The 12,856-nt window shown below is 50.2% G+C and carries 11 protein-coding genes; 3 read left to right on the top strand and 8 right to left on the bottom strand.

Translation table 11 applies throughout. The annotated features are described in order from the left end of the window. Positions 1-19 precede the first annotated feature (19 nt). The 5 genes from NSQ80_RS06320 to NSQ80_RS06300 form a co-directional block, all read right to left on the bottom strand. The gene (locus tag NSQ80_RS06320; RefSeq protein WP_339301821.1) at positions 20-1,093 is read right to left on the bottom strand and encodes an Atu2307/SP_0267 family LLM class monooxygenase; all 1,074 of its coding nucleotides are present in this window, start codon (positions 1,091-1,093) and stop codon (positions 20-22) included. A gap of 25 nt (positions 1,094-1,118) precedes the next feature. Further along, positions 1,119-2,075 carry an aldo/keto reductase gene (locus NSQ80_RS06315; RefSeq protein WP_009226708.1) on the bottom strand — a complete coding sequence of 319 codons (957 nt, stop codon included), beginning with the start codon at positions 2,073-2,075 and terminating at the stop codon, positions 1,119-1,121. A 192-nt stretch (positions 2,076-2,267) separates the two neighbouring features. Beyond that, positions 2,268-2,879: a TetR/AcrR family transcriptional regulator gene (locus NSQ80_RS06310; protein WP_260071990.1), complete on the bottom strand. Its 612-nt coding sequence runs from the start codon at positions 2,877-2,879 to the stop codon at positions 2,268-2,270. A gap of 596 nt (positions 2,880-3,475) precedes the next feature. Continuing rightward, complete coding sequence (locus NSQ80_RS06305) at positions 3,476-5,578, bottom strand: EAL domain-containing protein (protein WP_260071739.1); 2,103 nt, start codon at positions 5,576-5,578, stop codon at positions 3,476-3,478. A 138-nt stretch (positions 5,579-5,716) separates the two neighbouring features. Then, positions 5,717-6,685, bottom strand: coding sequence for an aldolase catalytic domain-containing protein (locus NSQ80_RS06300; RefSeq protein ID WP_009226711.1), 969 nt, complete (start codon positions 6,683-6,685; stop codon positions 5,717-5,719). Positions 6,686-7,105: 420 nt separating this feature from the next. Here NSQ80_RS06300 and NSQ80_RS06295 point away from each other — a divergent pair, with 420 nt between their 5' ends. The 3 genes from NSQ80_RS06295 to NSQ80_RS06285 are packed head-to-tail and all read left to right on the top strand — an operon-like array spanning position 7,106 to position 9,591. Next, positions 7,106-7,348, top strand: coding sequence for a FeoA family protein (locus tag NSQ80_RS06295; RefSeq protein WP_157273532.1), 243 nt, complete (start codon positions 7,106-7,108; stop codon positions 7,346-7,348). Next, on the top strand, positions 7,345-9,375 hold the full coding sequence (gene feoB, locus NSQ80_RS06290; RefSeq protein ID WP_260071738.1) for a ferrous iron transport protein B: 2,031 nt from the start codon (positions 7,345-7,347) through the stop codon (positions 9,373-9,375). The genes NSQ80_RS06295 and feoB overlap by 4 nt, the downstream gene beginning before the upstream one ends. Before the next feature lie 33 nt (positions 9,376-9,408). Then, positions 9,409-9,591, top strand: a complete 183-nt coding sequence (locus NSQ80_RS06285) for a FeoB-associated Cys-rich membrane protein (RefSeq protein WP_050769823.1) — start codon at positions 9,409-9,411, stop codon at positions 9,589-9,591. Between the two features lies 1 nt (position 9,592). Here NSQ80_RS06285 and NSQ80_RS06280 read toward each other — a convergent pair whose 3' ends face one another. The 3 genes from NSQ80_RS06280 to leuB form a co-directional block, all read right to left on the bottom strand. Further along, positions 9,593-10,699: an ATP-binding protein gene (locus tag NSQ80_RS06280; protein ID WP_260071737.1), complete on the bottom strand. Its 1,107-nt coding sequence runs from the start codon at positions 10,697-10,699 to the stop codon at positions 9,593-9,595. Between the two features lie 322 nt (positions 10,700-11,021). Next, positions 11,022-11,432: a hypothetical protein gene (locus NSQ80_RS06275; RefSeq protein WP_009226715.1), complete on the bottom strand. Its 411-nt coding sequence runs from the start codon at positions 11,430-11,432 to the stop codon at positions 11,022-11,024. Between the two features lie 275 nt (positions 11,433-11,707). Beyond that, positions 11,708-12,787, bottom strand: coding sequence for a 3-isopropylmalate dehydrogenase (gene leuB, locus NSQ80_RS06270; protein WP_009226716.1), 1,080 nt, complete (start codon positions 12,785-12,787; stop codon positions 11,708-11,710). Positions 12,788-12,856 lie beyond the last annotated feature (69 nt).

Below are 12,856 nucleotides of genomic sequence, written 5' to 3'. Positions count from 1 at the left end.
CCCCGCAGGGAAGGATATTTTAAACGGTTGTCTGCTTGTTTTCTTTTGCAATCTCTTTTCGAACAATCGGTGCAACGCGGGTGCCAAACATCTCGATGGCACGCAGGACTTCACGATGTGGCAACGTGCCGATATTCAGATGCAAGAAGAAACGGTTTGTTCCTAGCTTTTTGCGGACGAGAAGAATCTTCTCTGCAACATATTCAGGATCACCTACATAGAGGGCACCATTCATCTTGCGAGCATCATCGTAGGATGCAGCGCTGTATGGCGGCCATCCCAACACTCTGCCGAGTTCGTTCATTTGAACGACCGTGTAAGGTCGGTGTAACTCGACAGCCAGTTCTGTGGTTTCTCCGACGAAGCCGTGCGAGTGTGTCGCAATTTTAAGCTTACTTACATCGTGACCTGCACTCGCAGCTGCTTGTTTATACAATTCGACTAACGGAGCAAATCTTTCCGGGTTTCCGCCGATGATCGCAAAGACGATGGGCAATCCCAACATTCCTGCTCGTATGGCCGATTCTGGTCGTCCGCCGGAGCCAATCCACACCGGAAGCGGGTCTTGGACAGTTCGCGGATAGACGCCGAGATTATGAATCGCCGGGCGATGCCCCCCTCGCCAGGTGACTTTTTCCGAAGCTCTAATCTTTAGAAGCAACTCAAGGTGTTCTTCAAACAATTCGTCGTAGTCATTCAAGCTGTAGCCAAACAACGGGAACGAATCAACAAAGGATCCTCGCCCCACCATAATTTCGGCCCGCCCATTACTGATGCTGTCCAGCGTTGAAAATGATTGGTAGACGCGAACCGGATCATCCGAGGAAAGGACGGTAACGGCACTCGTGAGCCGAATTCGCTTGGTTAAAGCTGCCGCTGCAGCAAGGATGACGGCTGGAGCTTCGGAGGCAAAATCAAACCGTTGATGCTCTCCGATTCCAAACACATCAAGGCCAACTTGATCGGCAACAACGATCTCTTCGATCCCGTTACGAATCCGCTCGGAATGGCTGATTCTCTTGCCCGTTACAGGATCTGGTGAGGTCTCTAGAAAAGTATTGATGCCTAGTTCAAAATCTATGGATTCAGTCATGGTGATCCTCCTTCATTTTCTGTAATTAACGATGTCCTGCAGCAACGTTTTTGGGCGCGATTTGATTGAGACGTTGAAGGTCCGAATCCGTAAGTTCAACCTGCAAGGCTGCAATATTTTCTTCTAAATACTTTCTTCTTTTCGTTCCTGGAATCGGCACGATATCGTTACCTTGCATCAAAATCCATTTCAACGCCAGTTGAGGGGCGGTGCATCCCTTTTCAGCCGCCATTTCTTGAATCCGAGCAACAAATTGAAGGTTTTTCTGTAAGTTCTGTCCTTGAAATCTTGGGAAATTTCGTCTTACATCGTCGTAATCCAAATCCTCGTAGCGCTGAATTGTCCCGGTTAGGAACCCGCGTCCAAGCGGGCTGTAGGCGACAAATCCGATGCCAAGCTCTCTGAGAGTAGGAAGAACTTCGTCTTCAATGTCTCGGGACCATAAGGAGTATTCCGTTTGCACTGCTGTGATTGGATGAACTGCATGTGCACTGCGGATCAGATGTGCCGGGGCTTCCGAAAGGCCGATATAACGGACCTTCCCTTCTTTAACCAACTCAGCCATCGCCCCTACCGTCTCCTCAATGGGGGTGAAGGGATCGATCCGGTGCAGATAATACAGGTCAATGTGGTCAACGCCTAATCTGCGCAAGCTTGCTTCAGCGGCTGCCTTAACATATTCCGGTCTTCCGTTATAGCTCCAAGGGCCTCCCCATCTGTCGCGTACGACCCCGAACTTGGTAGCCAAAACGACCTCGTCACGCCGATCTTGAATCGCTTTTCCCACCAGTTTCTCATTTTCTCCGATACCGTACAGATCTGAGGTATCCAAGAAGTCTACACCAAGGTCCAATGCTCGATGAATCGTCCGTATCGATTCCTGTTCATCCCGGTCGCTGCCGTAAAAATCAGACATGGTCATGCAGCCTAATCCCATAGCAGAGACTTTCAGCCCGCTTGACCCAAGAGCTCTTTTTTCCATAAAAAAATCTCTCCTTTGTCATTTTGTTTCGTATGTTAAGAAATCAACATTTCGGAATGATTTGTATTGCCGAGTTCTACTTTAGTGCTTATAAGCCTCACCCCCTTTTTTTAATCGAGTTCGTTCAAAATGCTATAAAATTCATTCTTTTTATCGAACGTTCGATCGATAAAGGTTAAAAAAATGGGCCGTTCATGCTTTAATCGCATCCCAGCTCATTTGAATCATTTTGTCGATGTTGGCAGGGCTGAATTCATACTCACCATTGATATACTCTTTGCCCATTTGGACAAATGGCAAGCAGGAGTAAGTAACGAGAAGATTCGTTTCCGAATCCTTAAACAGTCCTTCCTTAATCCCCCTTTCGAATAAAGGATACATCGGCTTGAACACGCCACCGTTTTGATCTTTACAGTGTTTTTGTATAAACGGCGAATCAAGAAACTGTTCCATCAACAGAAAATTTGCTTGATTATTCACGATATAACTGGAATAATTACGCAAGATCTTCTCAAAGGCAGCCTTGACTGACATATCGGCCGTTACGCCAAGAAACATCTTCTCATGCATTTGTTCCTTGAGCTTAAAGTATAGTTTAATCAGCAAGTCTTCTTTACTTTCAAAATAAAAGTAAATGGTCGACGAAGAGATATTCGCCCTCTTCGCAATTTTGGACATGGATATTTCGGATAGTCCAATTTCATTGAGAAGTTCAATCGTTGTCTGATAGATCAGCTCTGTTTTGTTATCGGATTTATTTTTCATGGCCACATTATAATCGAACGTTCGATCAAAAGTCAACACTTACACCCAACTCATCCTTTCTTAAATCATAAGAAAAACGTCTATCGACGTACATTCAAAGTAGACAGACCGCGTTTAGCGGAAGTTTTTCTTGCGATATCAGGATGCCAATGCCCCGAAGTTTATACTTTCTGATATCTTAAGAAAAACGTCTATCGACGTACATTCAAAGTAGACAGACCGCGTTTAGCGGAAGTTTTTCTTGCGATATCAGGATGCCAATGCCCCGAAGTTTATACTTTCTGATATCTTAAGAAAAACGTCTATCGACGTACATTCAAAGTAGACAGACCGCGTTTAGCGGAAGTTTTTCTTGCGATATCAGGATGCCAATGCCCCGAAGTTTATACTTTCTGATATCTTAAGAAAAACGTCTATCGACGTACATTCAAAGTAGACAGACCGCGTTTAGCGGAAGTTTTTCTTGCGATATCAGGATGCCAATGCCCCGAAGTTTATACTTTCTGATATCTTAAGAAAAACGTCTATCGACGTACATTCAAAGTAGACAGACCGCGTTTAGCGGAAGTTTTTCTTGCGATATCAGGATGCCAATGCCCCGAAGTTTATACTTTCTGATATCTTAAAAAAATTCCTTAGCCGGCTAACCGGCTAAGGAACTCGCTTTCCAGCACACCGGCAGACACCGGTTTGCTAAACAGATATCCTTGTCCTTCGTGGCAACGTTGGCGCTTCAGAAACTCCAACTGCTCCTCGTTCTCTACGCCTTCGGCCGTCACCTTCAGCTTTAAGTGATGTGCCATAGTGGTGATGGTGGAGACGATCGCCGCGTCGTTCCCGTCGTACATGACCTCTTTGACGAAGGCGCGGTCAATTTTCAACCGATCGATCGGCAGGCTTTTCAAATAATAAAGCGAGCTGTAGCCTGTGCCGAAATCATCGATGCTGATATGTATCCCTAAACGCTTCAAGCGATGAAGCTGATCTAGCGCGGTTTCAATATCGTATGTCATGCTTTCCGTCACTTCCAGCTCCAGGTATTGCGGATCTAACCCTACCTCACGCAGGATCGCGTTCACGTGCTCTGCTAAATTATATTGCCGGAACTGGCGCATCGATAAATTGACGGATACGCAAACCGGTTCAAAACCGTCCATCTGCCATTTCTTATTATACTGGCAAGCCGTCTTCAGCACCCACTCGCCGAGAGGAACGATCAGCCCGCTCTCTTCGGCCAGCGGAATGAATTCACTTGGCGGTATCAGTCCCCGCTTCGGGTGGTTCCAACGGACAAGCGCTTCCATCCCAACCATTTTCCCCGTATCCAAACGAATCTGCGGCTGGAACTCCAGGAAAAATTCCTCCCGCTCCAGCGCCTTGCGCATATCGTTCTCCAGCTCCACCTTCGCTTGGGTACGCTGTTTCATCGCTGCATGATAACGCAGAAACTCCACGCCTTGTTCCTTAGCATGGTGCACCGCCATATCGGCAAATTGGATCAACTCGTTCACTGAGTCGGCGTCATTCGGAAATACGGACAAACCCATGCTCAAGGAAATATGGTATTCGGTGTCGTCGATGAGTACCCCCGGATCTACAGAGGCTAACAGCTGTTTAGCCCGGTCCTCGGCGGCCGCAGCATCCGGCAGCTCGGAGAAGACCACGGCGAATTCGTCCTCGCCCATCCGGTACACCCACTGCTGAGGGCCTTCAAGCACCGCTAACCGACTTCCCAGCTCGGTCAACACCTTGTCCCCCGCGCTGTAACCCAACGAGTCGTTAATCGCCTTAAACCGGTCGATATTGATAACCGCCACGCCGATACAAGCCCGCGTAAATCCCAAGAGCTCGTCCAACTGCTCTTTCATTTGCCGCAAATTCGGCAGTCCGGTTAAATCATCATGGTAAGCCATATGCTTCATCTGGGCTTCCACGAGCAGTTTGCCGCGCAACGGTTCTTCAATCGTCAGCCGGTAAACCCCTTTTAATACGATGTAATACGAAATGCCCATATACCATTGCCCCGCCGCCTGGGTTAACCCCTCAACATGCCCCGGCGGACAGGTCAGCAAGACATGCCCCATCGCCATGAAGAGCAGTGACCGGGTTACCGTCATCATCGCCGGCGGGCGCTCTGCCCGATGCCGATAAAGGACAGCCGTAGCCACGAGGAGGTAGAGCAGAGGAATCCCCGCTTGCAAAACCAGTTGTAGAAGCTCCGTTTCAAATAATGTCGGCAAGCGGTCTTGGTACCGGTTTAACACAAACAGACCTGCCAGTGTCACCAAGACGGCACTGACAAACATGGTCACTTTCTGCTGTCCGGACACCTGCTGGTCCGTTGCAGCAAAGATCCGCAGCATCCCAAAGGCCCCTAGCAAATGTGAGATCACCAGAAACCAGGTCGCCAAATTTTCGCTCGGTTCGAAGCCAAGCAGCGAGATGTCACCGTATAAAACGGTATACAGGATATCCAATATCCCGATCATCGAAAATAAAACGGCCGTGTAAAGCCGCTGCTTGGAAAGTTTGTCGGTAAACAGAATCCATCCCTGCGCAAATATGGCGAATGATACGGCCAGGCACATGAGGCCTGCCAAAAGATGCAGCGTCTGAACAACCGCGTCCGTCCCCGGCGGATATCCGTTCCATGCCGACAACTGGACAACCCCGATCATCGCCGCCAATCCGATTACCCCTTGGATGATTGTCGTTCGTTCCTCTGCCCTAATCCTCAATGCGTATCAACCTCCGGAGGTAAGTACTTATCGATCCGTCATGAGTCTACTATTCAACATATTCCGCTTATTTCCTGCCTTCTTCTCAAATTTGTCGAGGAAAAATAGAAGCCCGGACACAAGGCCCGGGCTTAATTTTTATGATTTTTTGGGACGATGAACCGTTGTCTCCGGCGTCGTCAGCTTATCGTAAAAATCGACGACTTTGTCTTTGTCGTCCGAAGCCCGCAGCGCCATCGCGGAACGCGGATGCTCGTCAAGCGTCCCCGTGATCATGTAAGGGATCAGGTACCCCCACTCTTCCTTCTCGCGAAGCGGGATCAAGAGCTCCTCCAGAACTTCTAGTACAGGGCGCAGCTTGTAATTCGTACCCTTCAGATGGGTCACAAGCAGCTCGGTTGGACAGTTGCCGGCCGCGCGTCCCATGCCATACACAGAGGCATCCAGCAGTTCAACCCCATTTTCAGCGGCCACCAGCGTATTGGAAAAAGCCAGCTGCATGTTGTTGTGGGTGTGAACACCTAGCCGTTTACCTGGCAAATGGGTTTTGAACTTGTTGACCAAATGCTCCATGTCTTTATAATCGAGACTTCCGTAGGAATCAACGATGTAGACAACGTCAACGACGCTATCTTTGATCATCTCAAAGGCTTCCAGCAGCTCATGCTCCATCACGTTGGACAACGCCATAATATTCAACGTCGTCTCGTAGCCGCGATCATGGAACAATTGCACCAGCTGCAGGGCTTTGTCCACATCTTTAATGTAGCAAGCAACTCGAATTAAATCGAGCAGGCTTTCGCTGCGCGGTAAAATATCGTTTTCGTCTACCCGGCCGATATCGACCAGTGCGGATAGCTTCGTCGTTCCTTTTTGAGGAATTACCTTGCGCAGGAAATCGTCGTCCAGAAACCGCCAAGGACCGGCTTCATCGGCGCCTTTCAGCAGCTTCGGCGAGTTTTTGTAGCCGATTTCCATATAATCCACACCCGCCTCATTCAGGCCCGCGTACAATTTTTGGACAAATTCTACGCTGAAGTCCCAGTTGTTCACCAGTCCTCCATCACGGATGGTGCAGTCGACGATTTTGCATTTATTGGCTTTCATCTGGCATATTCCTCTCCATCGTTTCGTTTTACTATCCATCTTACTAAAGGTTGTTCGAAAAGTCATCTTTGGATCACGAAGTATATCAAGAAGTTTCTATCGACGTCGAAACTTGAATTCAGCCGGGCCTTCCGGTGCTCACGTACCCAAAACGTACGCTCCGCTCCTCAGTCCCAGCTTCATCCAACCTTCTCGGTGCTTCAAACCTGACTTTTCGAACTTTTATTTTAGCAGTTGTTCGAAAAGTCATCTTTGGATCACGAAGTTTCCATTCTTCGTTATGAAGTAAATCACAGTATGGGCCAGCGGTGCGTGCTATATTACTTGTGAATTTAATTGAGATTGATTCTCAATAGCGTTTAATCAACTAGATTTTTCAGCCGTTTTCGGCTTACTTACATGACGAAGGAGGAAGTTTTCATGAAACCTTGCCGATGCTGCCTGCTAGGTTTGAAACCCGGGACCACTTGTGCCATCACGCAAATTGGCAATATGGACCCGATCCTGAAACGGCGCCTCGCGGATCTCGGGATCCGGGAAGGATCCCGCGTGGTCGTGAAACGGTACTGCTTATGGGGCGGTCCGGTCACGCTGGAATGCGCCGGGCAACTGCTGGGCATCCGCCAGAAGGAAGCGGCCCATATCGAGGTGGCAGTCTCATGAACAACGCCGCACTCATTGGGAACCCGAACACAGGGAAAACCTCACTGTTTAATGCCTTAACCCGCTCTTACGAATATGTCGGGAACTGGGCCGGCGTAACGGTGGAGAAAAAAGTCGGGCACCTGCGAAGCACAACCGGACTGCTCACCGACCTGCCCGGGATCTATACCCTGCATCCTTTGTCCCGAGATGAGGGGATTGCAGCCGAGTACCTGGCCTCCGAGCCCCCTTCCGTGCTCGTGAATATCGTCGATGCCTCTAACTTGGAGCGTAACCTATATCTGACGCTGCAGCTACTGGAATACGGCAAACCGGTAATCATCGGGTTAAATATGATAGACGTTGCCGAGGCCCGCGGGTTGAAGGTGGATCCAGAGAAGCTGGCGGCCCTGCTGGGCGTTCCCGTTCTCCCGCTGATTGCACGTACCGGCAAAGGCAGTAAAGAAGTGCTGCGGGCAATCGAACAACAGTCTTCTGAATCGGCGCAAAAGCCGGAATTTACGATCGATTATGGCGAAGTGATCGAGCAAGCCATTCACGACATCACGCGTGAGCTTGCAGCAGACTGGGAGGAACAACGTCCGGCCTTACGCTGGATCGCCTTGCAGGTACTGGAGGACAACCCGGCGGTCATCTCCGCGCTTCCGCCGCAGACCAACTTGCACATGCTGCAGAAGATCCGGGCCGAAGTAGAAGCGAAGCTGGCTGCGAACGATTTGGCTTCCTCCGCGGAAGCGTATATCCGCTCCGTCCGGAACCAGCGGATTCAGAACATTTGCAGTGAAGCCGTGGATGCCTCACAGAAGAAACCGCACTCGATGACCGAACGCATCGACCGTATTGTCACCCATCCGTTTCTCGGCCTCCCGCTGTTTATGGTTTTCATGTACCTCACTTTCCAGCTGACGTTTGATTGGCTCGGCAACCCGCTCTCTGATCTGCTGGACGGGTTCATCAGCGGTCCGCTGATCAGCGGTGTGGAGGGTCTGCTGACCGGCATAGGGGCTTCAAGCTTCACGCAGGCGTTGATCACGGGCGGCATCATCGGCGGCGTTGGCGGCGTACTGGTGTTTATTCCGCAGATTTTCATCATGTTCCTGATCATTTCCTTCATTGAAGACTCCGGTTACATGGCCCGGATTACCGTCATGATGGATAAATTGATGGAAATCGTCGGTCTAAACGGCAAAGCGTTAATTCCATTTATCCTAGGCTTTGGCTGCAATGTGCCGGCGATTATGGCTTCCCGCAGCATCGAGCAGCCGAAGGAACGGATGCTGACCATGCTGCTCATTCCGCTGATGTCCTGCTCCGCGCGGTTACCGGTTTACGCTTTATTTGCCGGCATCTTTTTCGCTGAGTCGCAAGGTCTGATCGTCTTTTCTCTGTATATGCTTGGCATCGTGCTGGCGCTTGGGTTGGCCAAAGTGTTCTCGCTGTTCCTGTTCAAAAACGAACGTTCCTTCTTTATCGTTGAGCTGCCGCCATATCGGATGCCGCAAAGCGTCACCCTGTTCCGCAGCACCTGGGAGAAGGGCAAAGGCTTCCTGCGCAAAGCCGGCACCTTCATTCTCGGCGGTTCCGTGCTGATCTGGCTGCTCACGTACCTTGGTCCGGGTGGCGTCGCGGACAACATGGATGACAGCTTCCTCGCAGCCATCGGCGGCTTGTTCGCGTCCGTCATGCAGCCGCTAGGCTTCGGCACTTGGCAATCCGGGGCAGCGCTGATTACCGGGTTTATGGCCAAGGAGGTCGTGGTATCAACGATGAACATCATTTACCATGTTCCGGATATGGCCGGACTGCAAGGCCAAATTGCCGCATCCTTCACCGGGCTGCAGGCCTACAGCTTTATGGCCTTCGTTCTGCTGTACACCCCGTGCCTTGCAACGGTTGGCGTTCTTCGCAAAGAAACAGCTTCCTGGAAGTGGACGTTATTTGCTATCGGCTATTCGCTGACGCTGGCTTACCTCGTGGCTTTCTTGATCTATCAGATCGGATGGCGGCTAGGATTCGGACTGGCTTAAGCAAAATTCGATAAACGAAAGGAGCTGCCTGTTATGGCCGACATCATCATCCTTACCGCTATTTTTGGATATGCTGCCTTCGCGTTATACCGCGGCTTCAAGAAAAGCAAAAAAGGCGCCTGCGCCTCCTGCTCGCAGCAGAAGTCCTGTTCTGCAGCTTGCGGGAAGTACGCGGCGTCCTCTACGCCATCTGCGGCCAAAGGCCCTAAAGATTAATTTATAATGCCAGCGGGAGCGAAACGGTAAAGATCGTTCCCGCTCCTTTTAAGCTGTCCACGGAAATGTTCCCCCGATGGTTCCGGATGATCCGGTAACTCACCGACAATCCCAATCCCGTTCCCTTCTCCTTCGTCGTAAAAAACGGATCAAACAAGCGGCTTAGCATCCCCTTGTCCATTCCGCCGCCGTTATCTTGTATCGAGATACAAACCGATTTGCCTTCCTTCTCCGCCCGGATATCGATCACCCCTTGGTGGTCGCCGCCTACTTCGGCGATGGCGTCCATCGCATTTTTGATAATGTTCAGCAGCACCTGCTTGATCTGCTTAACATCGATGGAGACGAGCAGCTCCTCGTTTGGCTCGTGAAGGATCATTTGGCATCCCTTCATCAACGCCTCGCTCTCCGTAAGCAGAACAACCTCCTTCAACAAGGAAGAAACGTTGACCGTCGATTTCTGCGGAGCCGAAGGCTTCGAAGAATTTAGAAACTCATGGATAATATCGTTCGCCCGGTCGATTTCCGTTAAGATAATCCGGGCATACTCATCCTTGCCCAGCTGCAGCAAATGAGGCCGCAGCAACTGAATAAATCCGCGGATCGCTGTAAGCGGATTCCTAATTTCATGCGCAATCGCCGCGGAAATTTTTCCAAGCATCGCCAGCTTGTCGTTCTGATAAGCCGTTTGTTCGATCCGTTTAAAATCAGAAACATCCTTGACGCTAAGCAGAAAATCCCCATCCATCTGATCCCCGTATGTAACCGTAATCAGCCAATGTCTGCCGTATTCGTCAATTAACTCATGGTACTTTTTGCGGTGAAAGATAGTCTCCCGGTAAATACGCAAGATCTTACGCTTCTTAAATTGGTTGAGATGCGGATGCCGCAGCAGCTGCAATAAATTACAGCCGATCAGGGATTGGCGCGGCATTTCAAGCAGCTTGGCCATCTGTACATTGATAAAGGTTAGAACCCCATCACAGTCAAACAGCATGATTCCGCTGTCCAGGTGTTGGAGTACGTTCTCATACTTGTTTTTTACGAGTTGGGGCGATTGGTATGCTTTGACGGACTGGAGCAATGTCTCTTGAAATTCACTCAACAAGCTTGGTTCCCCCTTTATTCAAATGATGTACTTTGCCTTGCAAGACAACATACCATCACTACCTAGATGACCTTTACCCTGACGCGGTGCACTCACCTCAACCTTGTTATGCGATCTATGTCATATTTCGCACCAGGCGATGCCATACTTGTCCATGGTTCAATTCCCGATAAGTCAAAAGCCACCTGTTTCAATCATAATCAAGTTTTCCAAATACCGTCAATCAGAGAAACTGTCGAAAAAAGTGGGATCAACGCAAAACGACTACCATAGTCCTAAAAAAATGCAAATAGTCTCCCTTCCGGAAGACTATTTCTAGGATTTAACGATTGTTGTGTAGCAGCCGGGCCCGGCGACGGCTCATGACCGCCAGCCTTTTCTTTAGCTCCTCCGTCCATTTCTCGTCGCCGATTTGTTTGGCAACAGACATGAGGTCCAGCGAAATATCGATTTGGCTCTGCACAATGGCCAAGGGATCTTCATCTTCCCGATTTACGCAATTTCCGAAAATGGAGTCATCGTCCTCCATCACAAAATCCTGAAAATCAATCTCCGCCACTCCGTCACCATGCGCGTATTCGGCCAGAATTTCGTATTCGTTCTCCACTTTATAATGAACCTCAACCCGGTGGCACACCGGGCAAAATAACAGGGGCACATTATGTACCTGCGTGCGATAATGCTTTAAGGTGCCCTTTGTCCCCAGCATGCTGGCTCCGCAGCAAAAGCTCATTCCCCTTCACCCCTTCCCGCGTTTGGTTCATTTCCTCTTCCTGGCTCTCCCTGAAGCCGGGATTTTCATATAATTTATTCGTGAAGCTTGCTTCAAATTCCTGCGTATGGATTGTAAATCCTGGGAGTTTGGCCAATCCTTCGCCAGAGAAAGCTTCTGGGCAAAAAACCCCCGATTTGAGCCAGGCTCAAACAGGGGGTCCTTCTTCTTATTTCTTCCCACATGGTAACATCGGCCATTTCCAAAGTCAATCAAACGGCCCCATGCAGATTGATTTATTTCTTCATCGCAGCTACGATCAGATCGCCCATTTCCTTTGTACCAATCGCTTTGCTCTTGTCAACGGCAATGTCGCCGGTACGATGTCCGGCATTCAGCACGTCGGTTACAGCGGCTTCGATCGCGTCGGCTGCATCAGCATAGCCAAAGGTTAAGCGGAACATCAGCGCAACGGACAAGATCGTCGCAATCGGGTTCGCCAGGTTCTGGCCTGCGATGTCCGGTGCCGAACCGTGTACAGGCTCATACAGCCCAAAGCTGCCTTCGCCCAAGGAAGCGGAGGACAACATGCCAATCGAGCCGGTCAACATGGCCGCTTCATCGCTCAAAATGTCGCCGAACATATTTTCCGTTACGATTACGTCGAAGCTGGCAGGACGGCGCAGCAGCTGCATCGCGCAGTTATCCACCAGAACATGCTCCAGCTCAACGTCCGGATATTCCGGTGCGATCCGGTTCACGACTTCACGCCACAACCGCGACGTTTCCAGCACGTTGGCCTTATCTACCGAAGCCAGCTTCTTCCGGCGCTTCTGGGCAATCTCAAACGCTTGGCGAACGATCCGCTCAACTTCTTTTACGTTATATGCACAGGTATCCACGGCTTCTTGACCTTGCTCTGTATCGCGGCGGTATTTCTCACCGAAGTAGATGCCGCCGGTCAACTCACGCACAACGATAAGGTCCGTCCCTTCAAGCACTTCCGGTTTCAGCGTCGAAGCGTCCTTCAGGCAATCGAATACCACCGCCGGACGCAGGTTCGAGAACAAGCCGAGCGCTTTACGAATACCGAGCAGGCCGGTTTCTGGGCGCAGCTCCTTCGGATTGTTGTCCCATTTTGGACCGCCTACAGCCCCGAGCAGAACAGCATCAGCCTTTTGACAAATCTCCAGCGTCTCTTGCGGCAGCGGCGTTCCTTTCTCATCGATGGCGATCCCGCCGAACAACGCATGCTCCGTTTCAAACTGGTATCCGAACAGTTCCTCTGTCCGTTTCAACACTTTCTCCGCTTCAGCCACCACTTCCGGCCCGATGCCGTCACCCGCGATGACTGCGATTTTCTTGACTTCTGCCATTGCTTCCAGCTCCCTTTCGTGAACATCCTCTTCTTCAGTTGTAACACACCGGGTAAGGATAGACAAAGA

It is taken from the genome of Paenibacillus sp. FSL K6-2441, assembly GCF_037964765.1.
Lineage (GTDB): Bacteria > Bacillota > Bacilli > Paenibacillales > Paenibacillaceae > Fontibacillus > Fontibacillus phoenicis.
This window is presented reverse-complemented; position numbering and strand designations above follow the sequence as displayed.

Excerpts from the sequence above, each read along its gene's own strand:
- NSQ80_RS06320 (WP_339301821.1), bottom strand. The coding sequence starts at position 1,093 with ATGACTGAATCCATAGATTTTGAACTAGGCATCAATACTTTTCTAGAG.
- NSQ80_RS06315 (WP_009226708.1), bottom strand. The coding sequence starts at position 2,075 with ATGGAAAAAAGAGCTCTTGGGTCAAGCGGGCTGAAAGTCTCTGCTATG.
- NSQ80_RS06300 (WP_009226711.1), bottom strand. The coding sequence starts at position 6,685 with ATGAAAGCCAATAAATGCAAAATCGTCGACTGCACCATCCGTGATGGA.
- NSQ80_RS06295 (WP_157273532.1), top strand. The coding sequence starts at position 7,106 with ATGAAACCTTGCCGATGCTGCCTGCTAGGTTTGAAACCCGGGACCACT.
- feoB (WP_260071738.1), top strand. The coding sequence starts at position 7,345 with ATGAACAACGCCGCACTCATTGGGAACCCGAACACAGGGAAAACCTCA.
- NSQ80_RS06285 (WP_050769823.1), top strand. The coding sequence starts at position 9,409 with ATGGCCGACATCATCATCCTTACCGCTATTTTTGGATATGCTGCCTTC.
- NSQ80_RS06275 (WP_009226715.1), bottom strand. The coding sequence starts at position 11,432 with ATGAGCTTTTGCTGCGGAGCCAGCATGCTGGGGACAAAGGGCACCTTA.
- leuB (WP_009226716.1), bottom strand. The coding sequence starts at position 12,787 with ATGGCAGAAGTCAAGAAAATCGCAGTCATCGCGGGTGACGGCATCGGG.